This is a genomic window from Pseudomonas sp. 22490, from assembly GCF_052044465.1.
GTDB lineage: Bacteria > Pseudomonadota > Gammaproteobacteria > Pseudomonadales > Pseudomonadaceae > Pseudomonas > Pseudomonas aeruginosa.
This window is the reverse complement of sequence record NZ_JBQENS010000036.1, coordinates 35583-57178: the sequence shown is the minus strand read 5'-3', so window position 1 is coordinate 57178 and position 21596 is coordinate 35583. Positions and strand designations below refer to the sequence as shown.

16 protein-coding genes are annotated in these 21596 nt (G+C 60.0%); 7 read left to right on the top strand and 9 right to left on the bottom strand.

Annotated features, from left to right (window positions below):
• Positions 1 to 6 precede the first annotated feature (6 nt).
• The 6 genes from ACTJJX_RS29255 to ACTJJX_RS29230 all read right to left on the bottom strand — a co-directional run bounded on the left by ACTJJX_RS29255 (position 7) and on the right by ACTJJX_RS29230 (position 9141).
• Positions 7 to 2409 carry an efflux RND transporter permease subunit gene (locus ACTJJX_RS29255; RefSeq protein ID WP_023082917.1) on the bottom strand — a complete coding sequence of 801 codons (2403 nt, stop codon included), beginning with the start codon at positions 2407 to 2409 and terminating at the stop codon, positions 7 to 9.
• Positions 2410 to 2417: 8 nt separating this feature from the next.
• The gene (locus ACTJJX_RS29250) at positions 2418 to 4064 is read right to left on the bottom strand and encodes a DUF1302 domain-containing protein (RefSeq protein ID WP_003089183.1); all 1647 of its coding nucleotides are present in this window, start codon (positions 4062 to 4064) and stop codon (positions 2418 to 2420) included.
• 23 nt (positions 4065 to 4087) lie between these two features.
• Positions 4088 to 5512, bottom strand: coding sequence for a DUF1329 domain-containing protein (locus ACTJJX_RS29245; RefSeq protein ID WP_003089182.1), 1425 nt, complete (start codon positions 5510 to 5512; stop codon positions 4088 to 4090).
• 554 nt (positions 5513 to 6066) lie between these two features.
• The gene (locus ACTJJX_RS29240; RefSeq protein ID WP_003122770.1) at positions 6067 to 6714 is read right to left on the bottom strand and encodes a hypothetical protein; all 648 of its coding nucleotides are present in this window, start codon (positions 6712 to 6714) and stop codon (positions 6067 to 6069) included.
• Positions 6715 to 6824: 110 nt separating this feature from the next.
• Positions 6825 to 8192 (bottom strand): NAD(P)/FAD-dependent oxidoreductase, encoded by a 1368-nt coding sequence (locus ACTJJX_RS29235; protein WP_003122771.1) that lies wholly within the window; start codon positions 8190 to 8192, stop codon positions 6825 to 6827.
• A gap of 61 nt (positions 8193 to 8253) precedes the next feature.
• A complete protein-coding gene (locus ACTJJX_RS29230; RefSeq protein ID WP_003158799.1) occupies positions 8254 to 9141 on the bottom strand; it encodes a phytanoyl-CoA dioxygenase family protein in 888 nt (295 codons plus the stop codon).
• A gap of 448 nt (positions 9142 to 9589) precedes the next feature.
• On the opposite strand from ACTJJX_RS29230, the gene ACTJJX_RS29225 reads away from it, so the two are divergent.
• The 7 genes from ACTJJX_RS29225 to tnpC all read left to right on the top strand — a co-directional run bounded on the left by ACTJJX_RS29225 (position 9590) and on the right by tnpC (position 19225).
• Complete coding sequence (locus ACTJJX_RS29225; RefSeq protein WP_003122773.1) at positions 9590 to 10171, top strand: TetR/AcrR family transcriptional regulator; 582 nt, start codon at positions 9590 to 9592, stop codon at positions 10169 to 10171.
• A gap of 383 nt (positions 10172 to 10554) precedes the next feature.
• Positions 10555 to 12081, top strand: coding sequence for a flavin-containing monooxygenase (locus tag ACTJJX_RS29220; protein ID WP_004349748.1), 1527 nt, complete (start codon positions 10555 to 10557; stop codon positions 12079 to 12081).
• Positions 12078 to 12953 (top strand): alpha/beta fold hydrolase, encoded by an 876-nt coding sequence (locus ACTJJX_RS29215; protein ID WP_004349746.1) that lies wholly within the window; start codon positions 12078 to 12080, stop codon positions 12951 to 12953. The genes ACTJJX_RS29220 and ACTJJX_RS29215 overlap by 4 nt, the downstream gene beginning before the upstream one ends.
• Before the next feature lie 230 nt (positions 12954 to 13183).
• Positions 13184 to 14341, top strand: coding sequence for an iron-containing alcohol dehydrogenase (locus ACTJJX_RS29210; protein WP_003158800.1), 1158 nt, complete (start codon positions 13184 to 13186; stop codon positions 14339 to 14341).
• A 12-nt stretch (positions 14342 to 14353) separates the two neighbouring features.
• Positions 14354 to 15685: an APC family permease gene (locus tag ACTJJX_RS29205; RefSeq protein WP_016851645.1), complete on the top strand. Its 1332-nt coding sequence runs from the start codon at positions 14354 to 14356 to the stop codon at positions 15683 to 15685.
• 160 nt (positions 15686 to 15845) lie between these two features.
• The gene (locus tag ACTJJX_RS29200; RefSeq protein WP_003117278.1) at positions 15846 to 18863 is read left to right on the top strand and encodes a Tn3-like element ISPa42 family transposase; all 3018 of its coding nucleotides are present in this window, start codon (positions 15846 to 15848) and stop codon (positions 18861 to 18863) included.
• Positions 18863 to 19225, top strand: a complete 363-nt coding sequence (gene tnpC / locus ACTJJX_RS29195; RefSeq protein WP_003117279.1) for a Tn3 family transposase post-transcriptional regulator TnpC — start codon at positions 18863 to 18865, stop codon at positions 19223 to 19225. The genes ACTJJX_RS29200 and tnpC overlap by 1 nt, the downstream gene beginning before the upstream one ends.
• Before the next feature lie 29 nt (positions 19226 to 19254).
• Here the strand turns inward: tnpC and ACTJJX_RS29190 are convergent, their stop codons facing one another.
• From ACTJJX_RS29190 to ACTJJX_RS29180, 3 genes are all read right to left on the bottom strand, one after another.
• On the bottom strand, positions 19255 to 19761 hold the full coding sequence (locus tag ACTJJX_RS29190) for a sterol desaturase family protein (RefSeq protein ID WP_254916413.1): 507 nt from the start codon (positions 19759 to 19761) through the stop codon (positions 19255 to 19257).
• Between the two features lie 12 nt (positions 19762 to 19773).
• Positions 19774 to 20109, bottom strand: coding sequence for a hypothetical protein (locus ACTJJX_RS29185; RefSeq protein WP_003151159.1), 336 nt, complete (start codon positions 20107 to 20109; stop codon positions 19774 to 19776).
• Positions 20110 to 20182: 73 nt separating this feature from the next.
• A complete protein-coding gene (locus ACTJJX_RS29180; protein WP_003117280.1) occupies positions 20183 to 20917 on the bottom strand; it encodes a helix-turn-helix domain-containing protein in 735 nt (244 codons plus the stop codon).
• Positions 20918 to 21596 lie beyond the last annotated feature (679 nt).

Below are 21596 nucleotides of genomic sequence, written 5' to 3'. Positions count from 1 at the left end.
CTCTCCTCAGTGCACCAGCGCGCCGATCATGCGCACGGGACGTTTGCGCGGGAACGCCCGCTCCAGCCATACGGCGAAGGCCGGCAGCACGGTCATGGCCATGACCATGTTGACGACGAACATGAAGGCCAGCAGCTTGCCCATGTCGGCCTGGAACTTGAGCTCCGAGAAGGCCCAGGTGGCCACGCCAACGGCCAAGGTGATGGCGGTGAAAATGGTGGCGACGCCCACCTCGAGCAGCGCGTACTCCACCGCCTTGGTGATCGTCTGGCCATGGGCCAGGTGCAGTTGCAGGCGGTTGTAGATGTAGAAGGCGTAATCGACGCCAATGCCCACTGCCAGCACCATCACCGGCAAGGTGGCGATGGTCAGGCCGATCTGCAGCTCCTTCATGAACCAGTAGCCAATGAAGGTGCCGATGGTCAGCGGCAGGCAACACACCAGGACTGCCCGCAAGTCGCGATAGACCACGAACACCAGCAAGGCGATGGCGGCATAGACGTAAAGCAGCATGGGGGTTTCGCTCTTCTCCACCTCTTCGTTGATCGCTGCCAGGACGCCGGCGTTGCCGGAGGCGAGGCGAATCGAAATGCCTGACATCGGATACTCGCTGCGGAAGGCCTTGGCGGCGTCCACCACTCGGTTGATGGTCGTGGCCTTGTGATCGGCCAGGTACAGGTGCACGGCCGACATGCTGCAATCGGTGCGCATCAGCCCGGGGGTTCGCGCAACCTCGGTGGCCAGCGCGGCGTAGTTCATCGGGTCGATGGGCACCGCCGCCATCTTCGGGTTGCCTTCGTTGTAGCCCTCGTTGAACTGACGCATGGTGGTGGAAAAGGACGCGACCGAGAGGACGCCGGGCACCCCCTGCATGGCCCACACGAAACGATCCTGGTACTGGCCCAGGGCAACATCCTCGCAGGCCACCTCGGAAGGAGCCTTGTCGACTTCGAACACCACGCTGAGCCAGTCCAGGCCAATGTCGTAGTTGCTGGCGATGGAGACCGCGTCGCGATTGAAGCGCGAGTCCTCGCGCAACTCCGGCGCACCCGCCTGCAGCGTGCCGACGACGCGGTCATGGCTTTGCCAGATCGCCGCCAGGAACACCGCCAAGGCTGCGCCGAGCACCCACTGCGCCTTGCGTGGCTCGGCGAGCCGGGCCAGGCCCCGCAGCCAACGGCTGCGACGCTGCCGGGAAACCTCCTGGGCGGCTGCGTACTTGTCGTCGACGCGCAGCAACGACGCCATCAACGGCAACATCACCAGGTTGGTGACGATCTTGTAGGCCACGCCAAGCGAAGCCGTGATCGCCAGTTCCCGCACCATCGGGATCGGGATCAACAGCAGCGTCACGAAGGAAACCAGCGCGGTCACCAGCGCCAGCGTCCCGGGAACCAGCAACCCGGTGAAGCTCGAGCGTGCCGCCTCTTCGGCGCTCTTGCCGATGGCGATCTCGCGCACGATGAAGTTGATTTGCTGCACGCCATGGGAAACCCCGATGGCGAACACCAGGAAGGGCACCAGCACTGCCAGCGGATCGAGCCCGTAGCCCAACAGGCGCAGGCTGCCGAACTGCCAGACCAGCGAGGCCAGCGAACAGACCAGTGCCAGCAAGGTGAAACGCAGCGAGTGGCAATACCAGTACACCGCCCCCGCCGTCAGCAGCAACGCCAGCAAACAGAACTCCAGCACGGCTGAAGCTCCGTCGGCGATGTCGCCGATCTGCTTGGCGAAACCGATGATCTGGATTTCGAAATCGCCGTCTTCGAAGCGCTGGCGGATCTCTTTCTCCAGCCGATGGTTGAAGGTTACGTAGTCCAGATGGGCGCCCTGGCTATCGTACTCGTTGAGTTCCACCGTGATCATCGCGCTGCTCTGGTCCCGGGAAACCAGCGTACCGATGAAGCCGCCCTGGGCAGTGGAGTTGGCGATCTTCGCGATGATCCGGTCATCCAGGTGCTCGGGAGAAACCGTTCCGGGTACCAGCGGATCAGCACGAAAACCTTCCTCGGTGATTTCGTTGACGAAGGCGTTGGGCGTCCACAGGGAGCGCACGCTGCTGCGCGATACTCCCGGGAGGAAGGTCACCGCCTGGGTGACGTCATACAGCCGCTTCAGGCCCGGGGCGCTCCAGATATCGCCCTCTCGGGCCTTGACCACGATGGTCAGTCGGTTCGCCCCCAGCAGGTCATTGCGGTAGGCCTCGAATGTCTCGATGTATTCGTGGCCTACTGGCAATTGCTTTTCGAAGCCGGCATCCATGCGCAGCTGTACGGCGAACCAGCCCATGATCAGCGTGAATACCGCCAGGCTCGCCAGCACCAGCCGGCGATGCCTGAACAACACACCTTCGACATATGACAACAGGCCACGTGTCGGGGCCTCAGGTAGCTTTACAGAACCGTTCACGGCAAGCCTCACAAGGTGCGGGAGATCGCGATGCCGACATAATCGCGGTCACGATAAAGCTGGTCGTAGGGCGTCTCACCGCCCATGAACTTCGCGTAGTTGAGGGAAATCTGCCAACTGGCCGGGTTCCGCACGAAGTTCAGGTACAGGTTCATGCTGCTCGCGTCCTCGGTGAAGGTTGCGCTGAGGTTCGGTGTCCGTCCTCCCAGCGACCGTGCATAGAAGACGCCCGGCGTGACCTGCCAGCCCGGCAACAAGGTGCCGTCATAGGTCAGGCTGAAGTCCAGGTTGATCCCTGAAGAGGTCTTGTCGCCACGGGACTTCGGCGCTCTGGCAGGATCCAGCTGCCAGGCATTGAGTCCCGCGGCGAGCGGTTCGCCATTGACCTCGTCATGCAGCCCCGGGTACTTGATGACCACCAGTTCGGTCAGCAAGCTGCCCGTGCTGGCCCCGCTGAAATCCAGAAGCGTCGGGGAATTGGACGGCGTGAAGCTGTACAGGCCTGTCAGGTGCCACTGGAATTTCTTCTCGTCCTTCCAGCATTTGCCGCCGTTGCCGGTACACAGGTCGATGACCGGGTTGAGCATGACCGAGTCCTTCGGCCGGTACGACAGCTCCGTACCGACGGCCCAGTCACCGATCGGCATGTTGGCACTGATGCCGTACATCATCCGGTCTTCCTGGTACTCCCAGGTCGGTGCCGCCGCGAAGGTGTTCGGGTCGAGAATGGCGACACGCAACGATGGCAACTTGTCGTGATAACGCATCACGTAGAAGCCATAGGCGACGTCGCTGTCCTCCGGCTGCCAGCGCAGCGAAAGGCCCCACTGGCCGCTGTCGCGGGCGTCCTTTTCGGAGAATCCGTAGTCCCCCCTGCCCTCACCCAGCGCGTTGGTGGTGGACCAGTAGCTGCCCACCGGCGGCAATTCGCTCTTGTTCCAGCGGAATTGATAGTAGGCCTCGACGTTGACACCCGAGCCCAGGCCCGACGCGACACTGAGCATCGGCGCCGGCAGCACGGCCTCCTTGAGCTGCACGCCGGGGCGCGCCAAGGCCTGGTAATCGTAGGCGTTGGTATTGTTGATGCCACCGGCCACGAACAGGCTTTCGCCCCAGTTGATCACCTGGTTGCCCAGGCGTGCGCGGACCCGCTGCCCGCCCACGTCGAAGCCTTTGCTCACCCACAGGTCCAGCAGGCGGGCCTTGAACGCGAGGTCGTCGCGGGCGTCGTCGCTCAGCCCGTTGCTGCCGACGCTCTCCGGGGTGTTGAACGACAGCGTGCCGGTGGTATCGGTGGCAGCGAAGTCGCGGATCCAGGTGCCGCGCGCCATGAAGGTGATGTCCTCGGGCATCTTCAGCAACAGCTCATGGGTGCCCTTGAGGTAGTTGGTGAACATGTCGCCGCGGTCGTAGTTCAGGTCGCCCTGGTCGGCCACGCCGGAGCTCTGCGCCAGGCAGCCGGAGGGCGCGTTGTGCCCGGTCGGTCCCTGGTTGATCAGGTTGCAGCCCCGTGACTCGGTACGCAGACCCATGCCTGCGGTGATCGTGGAGTCGAAGGAGCCATTGAGGGTTTCGGTTTCGAACGTGAATCCCATTGCCAGTGGGGTTGTGCACGCGATGACAAGGCCTGAGGCTTTCGTAATTATTTTTTTCATGCTGGCTCTCGATCTGGCGTCGGTTAGCGCTCGCTGATGGCTCGCAGATTGTCGGAGGTGAAGAAGTCACGCTTCAGGCGGGGGGAGCCATTGTCTTCGGTGAGCCAGCGAATATCGTTCTTGCCCGCACCGATCGAGGTCATGTCGAAGAGGTAGCGGCCATCCGCCAGGTTGTACTGGACCTGGGCCTGGACGTCGCAGGCGCCTGTCTCGTACACGGGAATCGAGAACCCTTCGCGCACTTTCCAGATCTGCCCTTGCTTGTCGTAGTCCACGGCCAGCAACGGGTTCCAGCTGTCCTCGTCGATGTAGAACATGCGCTTCGGCGCCTGATGGCGCATGCCTTGACGGACATTGGCCTCGACGACCCAGACCCGATGCAGCTCATAGCGACGCGACTGCGGCGCGATCGAGTCGTTGCCGGCAAACGTCTCCACCTTGGCGCCAGTGTCGTAGGCACCGAAATCGTTGTAAGGCACCAGCAACTCCTGCTTGCCGATCAGCTTCCAGTCGAAACGGTCCATGGTGCCGAAGAAGACGTTCGCCTCGTCGACGGTGTACTGGTTATCCAGGCCGATCTGTGGCGCATCGTAGGAGTACGACGGCATTCGCCGCACGCGGCGCTGGCCGGGGAAGTAGTAGAAGGTCGTGGCCTGTTCGCCGGCCACGGCAGTCTGTACCGCGGACTGGCCGGCCAGAGCAGCCGGCTCGAGGTAGTTGAAGAAGGTCGCATTCTCCAGGCGGCCAACTGACGAGAAGAGCGCACTCCCCTTTTTCCCCCAGGGCGTGAAGAAGAAGGTATCTGTCGACTGACGTAACCATTCCCCCCCTTTGCGTGGAGAAATTCCGGAAATGGTCCGGGGAATTTCGACGCCAACGCCGCGGTAGCGCATCTTCATGTTCCACATCACCTCGGCACCGGTACTCGGCATGGGGAACGGGATGCCCGGAACGTGAGCCTCGTCCAGAGCGAGGCCGGCAGCATCGAGCTTGGCGAAACCAACGTTCTGCCGGGTGTTCTCGACCACGAAGTCCGGAGCGCTACAGGTCCGACGGGTCGGATACACATCCATGCGATAGCCGGGAATCCTCTTGAACAGCTCGACCTGTCCGGGGGACAGCTTGCTCGAGTGTTGCGCGAGATTGTTCGCGTCGATGCTGTAGAGCGGCTTGTCGCCCTTGAACTTCCAGTGCTCTCCTCGCACCTGGCCGTAGCTCCATCCCTCGTCCTGCTGTCCAGGCTGCGTCCAGGCAGGAATATCCCCGCTTGCACTCGCTGCGATCTCCCCGCCCAAGGGAGTCAGTTTCGACCCCAGCGCCTCGGGGCCCTGGGGCGCAGCCTGGACCGAACAGAGCACGGTCGATACCGCGAGGGTCATGAACAACTGCTGCTGGAAAACACGACGGGTGGGCGCTTCACCTTCCAGCCGTTCAGTTACATCTTTCATTGGATGGCTCCTCACACAGGGCATGGACCGGTTGCTCGACCTCCCAAGGGGAAGAAGTCGGCTCCTGTCGATAATGATCATTTGACCTGATCAATTGACCATGTCGGACGATCATGAGGCAAACCATATGCCAGTTCTCTTTCATGTTTTTTTAATTGTTATAAATCAGGCGGTTATGGAAAAAGTTCTGTTCCAGGCCCAGTGCCCTGTGCACCACCTTGGGAAGTAAAGAAACATGTGTTACCTGGAGATGCTTGGTAACAGGGCACAAGAGAGCTTGAGGGGAACTTTCGTAGATATCGGCTCGGGCATTTTCAATTGTCGTTTCGCCTCGGGTCAGAGGGAGCGATCGGATATGACCGGTCATGAATCGAGCAACTTTATCCGACAATGCACGCTCCGCGGCGGAGCGGGACTATAGCGGATGTAATGCCTGCAAAAAAAACCGCCCCGAAGGGCGGTAAAAGGCAGGGCCAGGGCCTGCCATGGAGTTACAGCAGAACAGTTCTGCCAGGTTATCGGGTCAGAAAGAAAAACTTGTCGCGCCGTATTGTTTATCGCGGACGAGGAAACGCTTGGCCGTATACCTTGTTCGAACGCTCCAGCGCACCATAGGCATAGTACAACTGCACCATGGAATAGGACCAAGCCAGGAAGGCCATGGTCATGAAGACCATCTTCGTGTCGTCTCCCGGAATCGGGAAGAAGTCATATCTGAGCGCTACTACCAGGCCCGCCAGCCCGCCAGCGATGGTGGCCAGAGTATGGAGGGCTTCGCCTGCACGGGCCAGTTGCAAGGTGAAGTAGCAAAGATACAAGGTATAGGCTGACCACATGAATACATAGAAATAAGGGAGGAATCCCTCGATGATTCCAGACAGGAAATAGACGCCGGTAGCGGCAAAGCCAGCTACAAAAATGAGGATGTCCTTGGCGGGCGACGGTTTGTAATCGTGGGTAACTGCCATTAGCCCGAGCGTAGCGATAACTGGCACTCCCACCCCTCGCGAAAAGGCGTCGAGAAAGATCGCGATGTTGTAGTTGGCTTGCCAGCCGGTGGCTATGAATGTAGTGAAGTTCGATGCCGAGATACCTACGATCAAGAACTCCAGGCCAAGCAAATAGTTTTTCCGCCTGATGAATGCAGCGCCATAAAACAATCCGGAAATCACCAGGAGAATACATGAGAGCAGAGCGAACAAGTCTCTCGGTTCCACGTTAACTGCCCCTTCAGATAGAGTTGTATCGATGCCTTGTGTCTAATCGGTGCAAGGGAGTACGGGCATAACCCCATTAACTCCCCGCATCGTTATCAGCCGTTCAAGGCTTTGTCTTTGCGCACTTTCTTGTCGGTCCATGCATCCAGTAGCCTGGCGGCCGCAAAGGCCGTCTTTATGGCGCACCATTGAAGTGGTTCGGGTAGCATGGATGGCGTCTTGTGTTCCAGCGCCGCTAGCAGCGGAGGCTCTCCACCGCCGATTCGCTCGGCGAAAAGCGCGCCCATGAGCGATTGAGTGGCAAGGCCATGCCCTGAACATCCCGCCGTATAGAAGATGTTCTGCCTGGCCCCTGTCACCCCGACCACGGGGAGGAAGTCGTAGGCCCCGCTGATATACCCGCTCCAGCAATGCCGAATGGCAAGGCCCTGCAAGGAAGGAAAACGCTCGCGCAACACTCTCGACAACGCGGCGTAGGCGGCGTGGTCCGGAACATTGGGTGTCTTCGAGCCGTAGGCATAACCCAATTGCTTCACGGTCAGCAGCAGGGTGTCATGGGCCGTCAGGCGATGACTTTCCATGGTGTAGTGCGGCGTAATGAGGCCTTCACGCTCTTGCCAACCCAGGGACGCCAGTTGCTCCGCCGATAGCGGCTGGGTTTCGATTGCCGAAACCCGGATCGGTGCAACCTTGTTGCGGAGCACTCCCAGCTGAGGCGTGTAGGCGTTGGTCGCCAGAACCATTACAGGGGCGGTGGCGATACCCTGGGCCGTATTGCAGGTAATCACCTGCCCTTCACAGTAGGAAAGCACCGGCGTGCGTTCGTACAATTTCACGCCAGCCTTGATTGCCGCACGACGCAGGCCGTTGACGTACTTTCCCGGATTCAAGGTGCCGCCACGCTGCTCGCTGCCAAACAGGAATGCGGGCGGTATGCCTCGCGCGCGCATCTCGGCGCTATCCACGAAGCGCGTGACAGAGCCCAGCGCGTGGCCAAGCTCCATGTTCGCTCGCAGTCGCTTTTCCTGGCTGGGATGGACGGCGGCCCGGATGATTCCCGAGGGCGTGTAATCGCAATCGATGTCCAGCGCAGCCAAACGCTCTTCCACATAGGTGACGGCCTCGTCATAGAAACCGACGAACTTACGTGCCTGCTCAAGCCCCACTCGCTTGACGAAAACCTCGCATTCTATGCCCATGCTGCCGAGCAGATAGCCGGCATTGCGCCCGCTGGCCCCGAAGCCTGCGAACTGCTGTTCCAGAACGATGACGTTCGCTCCACGCGCCCTTAGTTCCAGCGCCGTTGACAGGCCGGCGAACCCGGCGCCGACCACGACTACGTCTGCGTGCTCGTGGCCTTTCAGCGCCGGCTGCAGGTCGTCTGGCTGCTCCACCCATCCGCCAAGGCTGCGGAATCTCATGGGTTCTGCATTGTTGCGTGCCGCTCCGTTGAAGGCATTCATTCACATCACTCCCGGGTTGCCGGACGTTGTTCCTCTCATGGGCCGATCCATGGCAGTGCCGCTAGAACCCCTTCCCCGCCTCGGAAAAGGAGGGCATGCCCAACAGCTCTTGCGGGTCACGCATCTGACCATCGATCTCCACCCAACCCAGTAGCGTGGAACTGGCACTCCATCCCAGCAGACGCTGCATTTGCGAGGGGAGCTGCCGAACGCGCTCGACGGGTATGGAAAGGAAGTGGTTTTCTTCCAGGCGCAGGAAGGCCAGGTCATAGGCCATGGTCAGGCCTGTGCGAGGAGCGTCGGATCTGTTGGCGCCACCACCGTGATATACCGATCCCAGCCAGAGAAGCGCAGTGCCTGCCTTCATTTCTGCGCCGATGGTTTCTTCCTGGGTGGGCATCCGTTCGTCATCCCATTGATGACTGCCAGGAATGACCCGCGTCGCGCCGTTCTCTTCGGTGAAGTCGGTAATCGCCAGCATGAGCTGCAAGCGAGCCTCGCGACCATACTGCGGATGCCGCCAGAGCGAAGTGGCATCGTCGCGATGCAGGGGTTGAAGACCTTGTCCAGGCCCGATCTGTATCGCCTGGGTCATGCTCAGTTGGATATCGGGCGTGATCTCGACCCGATCGTTCCCTACCCAGACATGGGTGGGAGTCTGCAATACCTGCTTTGCCGTCTCGAGGAACAGGGGGTTCAGTGCCACTTCCACGGCGGAGTCGCTTTTCGCCAGGATCCGCGCGGTACGTCGAGTCTGGGTGCCGGCGAAGTAAGGGTCCATGCCGCAGGGGGTAACGCCCAGATAGCTGTCCAGGTCCTCGGTAAGAGACTTCAAGGTTTCTTCCGAGACGAAGTTGCAAATAGCGACAGCGCCATCACGCCTGATGATTTCCACTACCTGCTCGATCGGGGTGTCGCAGCTGACTGTCGTCAATCTTCGCGTACTCATCTGATGCCTACCTGTGTGGTGTTGTCATTGTTCTGCAGGGCTTCCGCAATCAACCTCAGCCCATGAGCGTTCACTCTCATGCGGTCAGACCGCCCTCTCCTTGCGCCTGGCGAGGAAAGGAGGTTTGATCATACGACATGATCACGTGATCAAGTCAAACGATTAATAATTCTGCGTGGCATCTCGGCGCTCAGGAAAGGCCAGCCGAATCAAGATCCGGCTCTACGCGGGTTCGCGCTGGCGATAGCGGATTGCCCAGGCTCGATCCTGTTCCGCTTCGGCTACGCATCGCCGGCGGTCGGAGCGAAACATCTGGAGAGACAAAGGGTCGCTGCCTCGGTCCTCAAGCGTGTCGACTCATGGATTGGGGGACGGCCATGCGTTAGCATTCGTCCCGGTCGACAGCGGACCAGTCGCCTGGCGGCAACACCGAAGAAGGAGAAGCTGAATGGCTCGAGTGGGCGCCGAAGTGCGCAGGCAAGACTTTATTGAGGCCGCCGTGAAGGTGATCGCGGAATATGGTGTGGCGAATGCCACTACCCGTCGCATCGCGGCCGCGGCGAATTCTCCATTGGCCTCCCTGCACTATGTCTTCCACACCAAGGACGAATTGTTCGACGCGGTCTATGAGTCCCTGATAGACAAGCCACAGCAGTCCTTGCTGCATGTTACGGCGGGAGCCACGGCGGCAGACTCGGTAGCAGAGATATTGCGCCAGTTGGTCGGGTGGTTCACCACGCATCCGGAACTGGCGACTACGCAGTTCGAGCTGTTTTTCTGGAATCTGCGTAACAACCCCGCTATGGCGAGCAAGATCTACACCGATTCCGTCGAAGCGACGAAGCAGGCCATTGAACAGGTCGCTGGCTCGGTGCTGGACCAGGAAGCGCTGGCCACTGTCAGTCGCTTGCTCATCAACCTGTTCGATGGCTTGCTTCTCGCCTGGTCCGCCCATGGTGACCAGGAGCGGCTGAATGCCGAGACCGAAGCCGCCTGCCAGGCTGTGAAGCTGTTGGTGGCCAGCTTCTGATCTTTTCGAAGGCGCATCTCTAGAGAGGGGCATGGTGACACGGTTCGCCGTGCCCCTGCTCTTCGGGCCTCTTGCCAGTTCAGGTGCGGCGCCTCTTCTAGTTCTCCTCTCCCCGCCTCCGCTTCCAGCGGAATCCTGGGCGGCTATCTCGCCGGTCCTTCCCCCTCATAGTCCTGCAAGTTGACTGTGCGCTTCTCGTCCATGCAACAGGCCTTCCGCCATGGCCTGGCGGGAACTGGCTGCGGCACCTAGGTGCAAATAAACCCAAACCGATGGAAACCTGGTGCATTTCGCACCTTGTACCAGCAACTCGCTCGCGCCTATTCTGGTCAAACGATCAAGTCAAAAGATCAAGTCTCTATAACACAACAATAGGAGGCGACATGTCCTCTCACACTGCTCTTCCAATTGAGCCGCTCGATGTTCTGATCATAGGAGCCGGTGTGTCTGGCATCGGCGCTGCGGCTTACCTTCGACGTCACCAGCCGCACAAGGTGTTTGCGATTCTCGAGTCCCGGGAGCGAATGGGCGGCACCTGGGACCTGTTCCGCTATCCCGGCATACGCTCCGACTCGGACCTGTACACCTTCGGCTTCGACTTCAAGCCTTGGACCAAGGCGAAATCTCTGGCGGATGCCGCCGACATTCTCGAATACCTGCGAGAAGCCGTCGCTGAATACCAGTTGGACCCCTTCATCCAGTACCGGCAGAAAGTGGTCTCGGCGAATTGGCAGAGCGACAAAGGGCTGTGGGCAGTATGCGTCGAGGACGGCCACACGGCAGAAACCCGCACCATCGAATGCCGCTGGCTGTTCAGCGCAGGCGGCTACTACCGTTATGACCAAGGCTTCAGCCCACGCTTCGAGGGCGCGGAGCAGTTCAAGGGGCAAATCATCCACCCGCAACACTGGCCCGAGCGCTTGGACTATCGGGGCAAGCATGTGGTGGTCATCGGCAGCGGCGCAACGGCGGTGACCCTGATTCCCGCCATGGCCGACGAGGTCGCCAGCATCACCATGTTGCAGCGGACGCCCTCCTATATCGTCAACCAGCCCGCCAACGATTCCGTTGCCGCTTTTCTTCGCAAGATTCTGCCGGCGCAAACCGCCTACTCACTGACGCGCTACAAGAATGCCAAGATCACCCTGGTCTTCTGGCGATTCTGCCAGCGCTTCCCCGGGCTCGCCCGCAAGCTGCTCATATGGCTGACCCGTAGAGAATTACCGAAGGGCTATCCGGTCGACGTTCATTTCAACCCGCCCTACAAGCCCTGGGACCAACGCTTGTGCTCGGTTCCCGAAGGCGATCTTTTCAAGGCCATCAGTGCAGGTAAAGCCTCGGTCGTTACCGACCATATCGAGCGCTTTACCGAGTCCGGTGTCTTGCTCAAGTCCGGCACGGAACTGAAGGCCGATATCATCATCACGGCCACCGGTCTGAACGTGCAGTTGTTCGGCGGTATCGCCCTGCACAAGGATGGCGAGCCGGTAGTGTTGAGCCAGACGCTGGCGTACAAGGGCACGATGCTTTCCGGCGTACCCAATTTTGCCTTTGCGGTGGGCTATACCAACTCATCCTGGACGCTGAAAGTATGCCTGCTGTGCGACCACTTCTGTCGCTTGCTGGGCTTCATGGACAGCCAGGGCCATAACGTCTGCGAGCCGAAGGCGCCGGATGGTGTCGAAACCCGTCCCCTGCTGGATTTCGGGGCCGGATATGTCCAGCGGGCATTGGATAGCATGCCGCGCCAGGGGCCTCGCGAGCCCTGGGTGATGTCGATGGATTACTTCCGTGACATCAAGCTTTTGCGCCGAGGGAAGGTCGCCGACGAATGCCTCCGGTTCAGCACGGTGCCTGACGCCTACCTGCACAGAAGCGTGGCGCTTCAGACTCAGGGCGGCGGGCGATGACTGCGGATCGGTTCTGCGAGCTACCGGGCAAGCGTAGCCTCTGCTATCGCAGCCACGGTCCGGAAACCGCGCCTGCGGTCATCCTCATCGTCGGCCTGGGGCTGCAATTGATCTACTGGCCTGAAGCGCTCATCGCCGGCCTGGTCGAGCGGGGCCTGCGCGTGATCACGCTGGACAACCGTGACTCGGGCAGGTCTTTCTTCACCGAGGTCACCCCGCCCTCGACCCTGCAACAGTTCTTCCGCAAACCGACTGCGGGGTATGACCTGGGCGACATGGCCGACGATGTGATCGGCCTCATGGATGGCCTGCGCCTGGGTGCGGCGCACGTCGTAGGGATGTCGATGGGCGGCATGATCGCCCAGACACTTGCCGCTCGTTATCCGCAGCGAGTCATGAGCCTGGCGTCCATCTTCTCGACGACAGGATCGCTGCGAGTAGGCCAGCCAGCGTTCAAGACCATCTTGCAGCTTCTCCGGCGTCCTCCCCGGAACCAGCGGGAGAGCGTTCGCGACTATGTGGAGATCATGCGTTCCGTCGGTACGACGCTGGAATGGGACGAGCAGGCCCATCGCGACTACGCCATGCAAGCCTGGGAGCGAGGCGGCGGGGAAGCGAGCAACCTCGGGATGGCGAGGCAGATCGGCGCCATCATCAACTCGGGCGACCGAACGCAGGAACTCCAGCGAATTCGCTGCAACACGCTGGTCATCCATGCTGAGAAAGACCTCATGGTCGCCACCAGCGGAGGCTTCGCCACGGCGGCGGCCATTCCCAGGGCACGCTTGGTGCTGTTGCCGGGAATGGGGCATGACTTCCCCGCCTGCCTGACAGGAACGCTGCTTTCCCTGCTCGCAGGCCAAATGCATTAGTACGGAACATCCCTTCAGGGGCGGGTGGGTGCCGCCCCTCTTTTTACACCTCGGGACTTGCATGGGGCTTTTCGAAGTTCGTGCTTATCCAGGCCCACATAAGACAAAAAGGTTCCCGGTTGATTCTCGACCGCAGAGCCATGCATCACACGCCGGAGCCGTTGGTTCGCCCTGCGCGTGAATTCCTCCACTGCCGTTCAACAACGACAAAAATCGAGCAAGAGGTACGTATGGAATTCAAGTTCTTACTCCCCGCCAAAGTCGTGATGGGACCCGACCTGCGTGAGCGCACCGGCGAATACCTGCGGGAACTCGGCATGGCGCATGTGCTGATCGTGACGGACGCCGGGGTAAAGGCCGCAGGCCTGTTGAATGGCGTGTATGCCAGCCTGAATGAGTGGGAGATCGCGTTCGACGAGATATCGGACGTCAAGGCAAACCCTCGCAGCGAAGACATCAACCAGGCGGCGCAGCTGTATCGCGGCAAAGGTATCCAAGGCCTGCTGGCCATCGGCGGCGGCAGCGCGATGGACGCGGCCAAGGCGATCAGCCTGCTGCTGACCCACGAGGGTCGGATCGAAGACTACGAGGGCTCTTTCACCCTCAGGCACGCCATCCCGCCTATCGTCGCCATCCCGACCACCGCCGGAACCGGCAGCGAAGTGACCTGTTTCTCGGTGATCACCGATACCGCCCGGCATTTCAAGATGAGCGTCCAGGACTACCGGGTGGGCCCCGTTCTGGCATTGCTCGACTCCCGCATTCTCGACACGCTGCCTGCATCGATTGCCGCCGCAACCGGCATGGATGCCCTCACCCACGCCATCGAAGCCTACACCTGCCGTGTGTCGAATCCGATCAGCGACGGGCTGGCGCTGCATGCCATCCGCCTGATCAGCCAATACCTCAGGCCCGCCGTACTGGAGCCGGGCAACCTGCATGCACGCGAGCAAATGCTGGTGGCCAGCCTGATCGCCGGCATGGCCTTCGGTAACGCGGACGTCGGCAGCGTGCACTGCATTTCCGAAGCCATCGGTGGCATGTACGACACGCCACACGGCGTGGGCAACGCGATCTTCCTGCCCTTCGTGTTCGGCCATAACCGCGACGCCGACATCACCCGCCACGCGCAGGTCGCCTACGCATTGGGTATCGACCCCAACCTCTCGCCGGCCGAGGCCGCCGAGGCCGCCGTTGGCTACCTGTTCCAGATGAGCAAGGACCTGGGCATCCCCCGCTTCGCCGAGGTGAAAGGCGTGCGCGAGGAAGACTTCCTGAGCATCGCCGAAAAGTCGAAGAAGAATTTCTCCGACGGCAGCAATGCCAAGCAAATGACGGTGGAGACCTACCGTGAAATCGTCGCCGCCGCTTACCACTACGTAGCGTGAAGGAGGCCCGTCATGAGCGAATCAATCGCCGGCGCTTCATTGAAGCGCACGCTGGGTCCGTTTTCCGTTCTGCTGTTCGGTCTGGCGTTCCTCGCTCCGTTGATCGTGTTCGGCACCTATGGCGTGATCACGCAGGCCAGCGGCAACACCACTGCGATGGCCTACCTGATCGCGGCAATCGGCGTGGTGTTCACGGCCTTGAGCTATGGCCGGCTGGTCAGGGTGTTCCCGGTCGCCGGTTCGGCCTACACCTATACCCGCAAGATGCTGAGCGCGAACCTCGGCTTCATGGTGGGCTGGGCCGCCCTGCTCGATTACTTCTTCATCCCGATGCTGATCTGGCTGCTCGGCGCCAGCTACCTCAACATGGCCTTTCCAGAGGTGCCGCAATGGGTGTGGATCATCGGCTTCATCGTCTCCACCTCGCTGCTTAATATCCTGGGCATCCAGGTCGCCAACCGCTTCAACGTGCTGTTGATGGTCGCGCAACTGGCCATCATCGTCGTGTTCATCAGCCTGTGCGTGCACTACATCGTCGCGGCCAACGGCCCTGGCGGGCTGCTGTCGGCCAAGCCGTTCTTCAACCCGGACGTGTCCTTCGCCACCAGCATGGCCGGCGCCGCCATTGCCGCGTACTCGTTCCTGGGCTTCGACGCGCTGTCCACGCTCAGCGAGGAGACCCGCGACCCGGGCCGGACACTGCCGCGCGCGATCCTGCTGGTCGCATTGATCGGCGGTTCGGTCTACGTCGGCTCGTCGTACTTCATGTACCTGGCGCACCCCTCCCCCGCCTTCGAGCATGTGGACGGCGCCGCCTTCGAGATCGCCCGCATGATCGGCGGCGACCTGTTCTTCGCCGTGGTCCTGGCGGGGATCATCATCGCCCACTTCGCCGCAGGCATGTCGTTCCAGGCCAGCGTGGGCCGGCTGCTGTACGCCCTGGGGCGGGACAACCAACTGCCGCGCAAGCTGTTCGGTGTCCTGCATCCTCGCTACAAGACCCCGGCCTTCAACATTCTGCTCTGCGGCATTTTCGGCTGCGCGGGTTTTGCCCTGACGATCGCCACCGCGACGTCCCTGGTCAATTTCGGCGCGTTTCTCGCCTTCAGCGCAGTCAACCTTTGCGCGTTGCGGCTCTCCTTCGATACCCGCCTCGGAGACGGGGCGGGCTTGTTGCGCGGGGTGCTCTGCCCGCTCGTTGGCCTGGTCACGGCCGGGTGGATGCTGGTCAGCCTGGATAAAGACGCGCTGATCATGGGCTGTAGCTGGCTGGGCCTGGGGGCGGTCTATCTCGCTTGCCGGACCAGCTTCTTCCGCAACCCGGTGCCCGACGCGCTGGCGTAGTGACCACCCTTCTATGGGGTCATGCCGAGATAAAGGAAAATTAGGACATAGTGGTTCTATCCTATTGATATAAATAGAATTTCACTTGGCCTGTTTGTCCCGCCTGCCTCATGCCCGGAAGCGTCTATGCTGATCTATTTGCATGCATAGGGGCTGAGCGATGGCGGCTTTGGAGAGAACGGCATATCCACGACTAGCAACTACCCTCAGTGCGAAGGACTTACACCGCAACTATTCGCTTTCCTCAGGAGAGCTTGACTGGATTTCCAGGACAGCTCGTAGCCCAGCCCTTTCCCTTGGGCTGGCAGTCCAGCTCAAGGTATTCCAAGAGCTCCATTACTTTCCTCCCCTAGACGAGATACCTCCAGAAATCACTGACCACATCAGGAATACACTCGGTTTTGGCCCTCGTATCACTTCCCGCTATACCAACTCGCGTACTTTTTATAGGCATCAGGCGGCCATTCGTGAGTACCTCCAGATCAAGGCTTTCTATGGTAGTGAAGCGCTCACCATAGCTCTCCACCTTGCGCACGAATCTGCCGAGGTACTCGACCAGCGGGCGGATATCATCAATGTGCTGATCGGCGAGTTGCTGCAGCGCAGCTACGAACTCCCAGCCTATTCCACCCTCAATGACGCTGCTGAGGATGCCTTAGTTGCAATGCAGGAGCGGCTATTCAATCTCGTTGTGACCAGGGCGCCAATTGAGGTGGTCTACAAACTGAAAGAACTGCTCGAAACGGATTTCGGGCGACGCCAAAGTGACTTCAACGCCCTCAAGCAGGCACCCAAGAAGCCATCCCGCAAACACTTGGAAGTGCTGATAGATCACATGGCTTGGCTCGAGAGCTTTGGGAATCTAGATGCCATTTTTGATGGAATCGTCGATACCAAAATCCGCCACTTCGCTGCCCAAGCTGCGGCGTCGGACGTCGCCGAGCTTAAGGACTGTTCGCTGCCGAAGCGTTACACGCTGATGCTTGCCTTGATCTATCGGATGCGCGTGCGGACTCGGGATCACCTAGCCGAGATGTTCATCCGGCGAATCTCTACGATTCACAAACGTGCCAAGGAAGAACTAGAGCAAATCCAAGCACGGCAACGTCAGAAGCTGGAGCAGCTGGCGGCCACCCTGGACGGTGTGGTGCAGATTTTGGTTCAGGAACCGGATGACCAAGAGGCAGGTAGCCTGATTCGGGAATACCTCTCCCCCGACGGCAACCTGGAACGGTTACGCGAAACCTGTGCCGAAGTCCAGGCTACCGGCGGTAATAACTACCTGCCGTTGATCTGGAAGCATTTCAGGTCCCATCGCTCGCTGTTGTTCCGTCTCAGCCACCTTCTCCAACTGGAGCCCACGACTCAGGATCGGTCGCTGGTTCAGGCACTTCAACTGATACAGGACAGCGAGAATTTGCACCGCGTGTGGATCGACGAGCACGTCGACTTGTCGTTTGCGTCGGAGCGCTGGGTCAAGGTCGTTCGTCGTCCTGCCAGTGAGGGGCCACCGACCAACCGGCGCTATCTGGAAGTTTGCGTATTCTCCTACCTGGCCAACGAACTGCGATCCGGTGACATGTGCGTACAAGGGTCGGAATCCTTCGCCGACTATCGCAAGCAGTTGCTACCCTGGGACGAATGTCTCCAGCGACTACCAGCCTACTGCGAAAAGATGGAACTGCCTGGCACGGCGAAGGAATTTGTTACCTCCCTCAAGACCCAGTTGGAGGAAACCGCGCAGCAACTGGATGACAAATTCCCCTCTTGCCGAGGGGACGTATCGATCAACGAAGCCGGCGAACCGGTATTGCGCCGAGTGACGGCGCGCGACATCCCGCCATCGGCCATCTCGCTACAGACGGCCCTCATGCAACGCATGCCGGCCAGGCACGTACTCGACATCATGGCCAACATCGAGCACTGGATTCAGTTCACTCGACATTTCGGGCCGATGTCCGGCAACGAGCCAAAGCTCAAAGAACCTGCCGAGCGCTACCTGATGACGATCTTCGCCATGGGTTGCAACCTCGGCCCCAGCCAGGCCGCGCGGCATCTGGCCGGTAATGTCACCCCCCACATGCTTTCCTATACCAATCGCCGTCACCTCTCGCTGGAGAAACTGGACAAGGCTAACCGCGAGCTGGTGGAGCTCTACCTGCAGCTCGATCTGCCCAAACTCTGGGGCGATGGCAAGGCGGTGGCTGCGGACGGCACCCAGTTCGACTTCTATGACGACAACCTGCTGGCCGGCTACCACTTCCGCTACCGCAAGATGGGAGCCGTTGCCTATCGGCATGTGGCCAACAACTACATCGCTGTATTCCAGCACTTCATCCCCCCGGGCATCTGGGAGGCAATTTATGTAATCGAGGGGCTGCTCAAGGCCGATCTCAGCGTCGAAGCTGATACGGTGTATTCCGATACCCAGGGCCAGTCGGCCACGGTGTTCGCCTTCACTCATCTGCTTGGTATCAACCTGATGCCACGCATCCGCAATTGGCGCGACCTGGTGATGTGCCGGCCGGATCGCGGCGCTGCGTATAAGCATATCAACCGCCTGTTCACCGACACCGCCGACTGGCACCTGATTGAAACCCATTGGCAGGATTTGATGCAGGTCGCGCTATCGATCCAGGCGGGCAAAATCTCCTCGCCTATGTTGCTGCGAAAACTCGGTTCCTACAGCCGGCGTAACAAGCTCTACCACGCGGCACAGGCACTGGGCAGCGTGATCCGTACGATCTTCCTGCTCACCTGGATCGGCAGTCGCGAGTTGCGCCAGGAGGTTACCGCGAACACCAACAAGATCGAGTCCTACAACGGATTCTCCAAGTGGTTGTCCTTCGGTGGCGACGTGATCGCCGAGAACGATCCGGACGAGCAACAGAAGCGACTGCGCTACAACGACATGGTGGCCTCGTCGGTGATCCTGCAGAACACTGTGGACATGATGCGGATCCTGCAGAAATTGGCCCGCGAGGGCTGGCAGTTCACCGATGAAGATGTGTCCTTCCTCAGCCCCTACTTGACCAGCAACGTCAAGCGTTTCGGCGAGTTCAACCTCAAGCTCAACCGGCCGCCGGAGCCCTGGATCAAAGACTCGGTGTTCCAGCAGGCAGCCGGGTCCATCCGCACTGGCAAGCTCGGTACTGCGGAAACCGAGGAGATGACCTGATGAACATTCCTCCTGCGTCATTTCGCGTCACGCCCTACGGCGAGGTAGATGCCGAGGCGCTGGAGCGTTTGCATGACGACTACGACACCATCCAGTTGCTGCGTCTAGTCGATGGGCTGGATCTGCTGCTGAAGGAAATGAACAACATCGGCGGCCTCAGGGATGGCCTCCTGCGGGTACATGCCATGGCGAAAACGGTGCTCGATGGTGCGGCACTATCGGTGTCTGTGACGGAAGGCGGCAGTATCTGGGAGGAAGCCGAGTCGCTTGATGAGGATCTGGTGGAACTGGGCAATTGGCTGGCCAGTGTCAGAGTTCAACTGAAACCCTTGATCGAACTCATGCCGGTCGATCCTCATTAACCAGCTAGTCGCCAGCGACACCGAGCAAGCTACTGACTTCTGAACGGCTCGACAATCTGACCCACATAGCCTGTCGGATAGTCCCGGTCACGCAGTCCTACTTCGGCGCTGCTGGGCTTGCTTGCGCTGTCATAGAAGGTTCCAAGCAGTTGATCCCACACCAGCAAGAACTCACCAAAATTGACCTGCGCATCCTCGAAGTCGCGTTTGTGATGCCAGCGGTGTGTTTCTGCAACGCCGATGACGCGCCGTAGCCAGCCCAACGAGTAGTCCAGATTTGAGTGCTGGAAGGCCAAATGTACCGTCAGGATGCCGAACCAGGTGGCCACGAGTGCAGAAGGAGTGCCCATCGCAAAGAGCACGAGCAGCCCAGGCCCTGCCATGATGGCGGCATGCAACGGGTGCCGGCGCTCGCCGTTCATCCAGTAGAGCCGCTCAGCGCTATGATGTGGCTCATGCAAGCGCCACAGCCATGGAACCTGATGGCTGAAGCGGTGCATGGCGTACAAGCTAAGGTCCAGCACGGCGGCGACAATGACTAGCTGAGCTCACAGCGGTAACTCTGTTGGGAAGACACGGAACTCTGCGGGCACCCAATCGCCCAGCCGGGCCAGCACGGTCGCCGTAATCTGGATCACGGACAGGTTCACGACCATATGGATGATATCAGTAAGGGTATCCTGGTGGTCCTCCAACCAGTCGTCACGGAACGGCTGCACGCGTTCCAGCAGCGCCACCAGCAGAATCCCTAGGGCGGCAATGATCGGCGTGCTGGGCCAATACGGAATACCCGTGTAGAGCAACCAGATCATCCAAGCTGCGGCCCCGCCAAAGATTGTTGGGTAGCTGAGCCAGCGGATCATGAACCTGAGTGAATTGCCCATCGTGAAGCCCTCCCTGAGATGACTCCACTTTGTGCCAATCACCTGTGATGGCGCTTGAACAGAAAAGCTGAATTCAGCCTTTCAGACTGACATGACCCAAGGCAGATGAGGGGTCGAGGCCAAACAGGTCGCGGAAGGTGCGGGAAAAGTGGGCAGCGTCAGCGAAGCCGGCAGCGTGGGCGGCCGCAGTCAGGTTGGCGCCGCTGGCGATATGCTGGAGCGCTATGACCAGGCGATTCCATTTCCGGTAGCTGCGCAGCGGCAGACCGGTCTGTTCGACGAACCAATGTGAGAATCGGGTAGGCGACAGATGAACGCGCTTGGCCAACGCCTGCCTGCCATTAATCGGCTCTTTTAACGCAGCGAGGACCGACTGCAGTCGCGGATCGGAGGCCGGCGGAGTCGTAAGGTTGAGAACAAGGCGCACCATTTCCCGAATTTGCTGGGCTGACGGATCGGAGCTGCTCAGCAATTTTCGCAGCGATGCTGTATCGCCCATCTGAATCGGAGTGATGCCCTCCCCGATGTTATCGGGAAGTGCTCGCGCCTCATCGGACAGCGCGTCGAGGTAGATCGACAACACTTCGTCAGCTTCGATCTGATGGGCCACCCCTGCCCTGATGCAGATGGCCCTTGCCGTCACCGACGAGGATGTACACTTCACAGTCAAGCTGCCGTTCAAGCTGACGGTAATTTGATGCGCCATGTGGCTATGCCAATCTTGGCTACCCGCCTGCCCCAGAAAAATGCCCAGCCCGGGTGAAATCCAGGCTCTGCCATGCCAGCCGATACCCTGCGTTGCGTTCATTCAGCGGCACCTCAGGGTTCCACATCCCGCTGCATTTTGTGCACTAATGAGCTTTATAGCTAATTGTGGAGTGATTATAGAATCCTCTTTGGCCTGAACTCTATCGCTTGCTCGATTGAAATCTCACCCGCTACAAAATCAGCTCGCCCTGTGAGACTAGACACTCTATTTGATCCAAATCAACGAAGTGCTGTTATCGTCAAAAGGAGCATTCATGGCTCGGGGGCAATCTGGTATCGTCGGCCTATTGCCCCGACTGGTGAATTGCTGTGCGTCGGATTGGATTGATCCTGCTAATGATTGCTAGCCTCGTGCTGCCGACCTTCGGCGGTGTGGCTTTCAGCATGCCGGCACAACCTTGCCCGATGCAGAGCGCCGATCATCAGGGCCATGCAATGGCCGATGCTCCGTGCTGCGAGCAAATGGACACGTCTGATGGGGTGGCCAATAAGTCCCCCTGCAAATCCGGCCAGGAATGCAAGACCGGAGGACTTCTCCAGACCACCGTGATCAAGAGCATATCCCCTCTCCCCTCACGCCCCGAGATATTGCTGACCCAGTCGGTGATTAAGCGAGAGCCCGCAGGACTCTGGCGCCCTCCTCGTTTCGTCTAATGCCGTGATCATCCCGCGCCTTACAGTCAGGCGCATCGTCGCGACCACGTTTCGTAGCTGCGACC

Excerpts from the sequence above, each read along its gene's own strand:
- ACTJJX_RS29210 (WP_003158800.1), top strand. The coding sequence starts at position 13,184 with ATGGAATTCAAGTTCTTACTCCCCGCCAAAGTCGTGATGGGACCCGAC.
- ACTJJX_RS29200 (WP_003117278.1), top strand. The coding sequence starts at position 15,846 with ATGGCGGCTTTGGAGAGAACGGCATATCCACGACTAGCAACTACCCTC.
- ACTJJX_RS29230 (WP_003158799.1), bottom strand. The coding sequence starts at position 9,141 with ATGAGTACGCGAAGATTGACGACAGTCAGCTGCGACACCCCGATCGAG.
- ACTJJX_RS29215 (WP_004349746.1), top strand. The coding sequence starts at position 12,078 with ATGACTGCGGATCGGTTCTGCGAGCTACCGGGCAAGCGTAGCCTCTGC.
- ACTJJX_RS29225 (WP_003122773.1), top strand. The coding sequence starts at position 9,590 with ATGGCTCGAGTGGGCGCCGAAGTGCGCAGGCAAGACTTTATTGAGGCC.
- ACTJJX_RS29245 (WP_003089182.1), bottom strand. The coding sequence starts at position 5,512 with ATGAAAGATGTAACTGAACGGCTGGAAGGTGAAGCGCCCACCCGTCGT.
- ACTJJX_RS29220 (WP_004349748.1), top strand. The coding sequence starts at position 10,555 with ATGTCCTCTCACACTGCTCTTCCAATTGAGCCGCTCGATGTTCTGATC.
- tnpC (WP_003117279.1), top strand. The coding sequence starts at position 18,863 with ATGAACATTCCTCCTGCGTCATTTCGCGTCACGCCCTACGGCGAGGTA.
- ACTJJX_RS29205 (WP_016851645.1), top strand. The coding sequence starts at position 14,354 with ATGAGCGAATCAATCGCCGGCGCTTCATTGAAGCGCACGCTGGGTCCG.
- ACTJJX_RS29180 (WP_003117280.1), bottom strand. The coding sequence starts at position 20,917 with ATGAACGCAACGCAGGGTATCGGCTGGCATGGCAGAGCCTGGATTTCA.
- ACTJJX_RS29185 (WP_003151159.1), bottom strand. The coding sequence starts at position 20,109 with ATGGGCAATTCACTCAGGTTCATGATCCGCTGGCTCAGCTACCCAACA.
- ACTJJX_RS29235 (WP_003122771.1), bottom strand. The coding sequence starts at position 8,192 with ATGAATGCCTTCAACGGAGCGGCACGCAACAATGCAGAACCCATGAGA.
- ACTJJX_RS29250 (WP_003089183.1), bottom strand. The coding sequence starts at position 4,064 with ATGAAAAAAATAATTACGAAAGCCTCAGGCCTTGTCATCGCGTGCACA.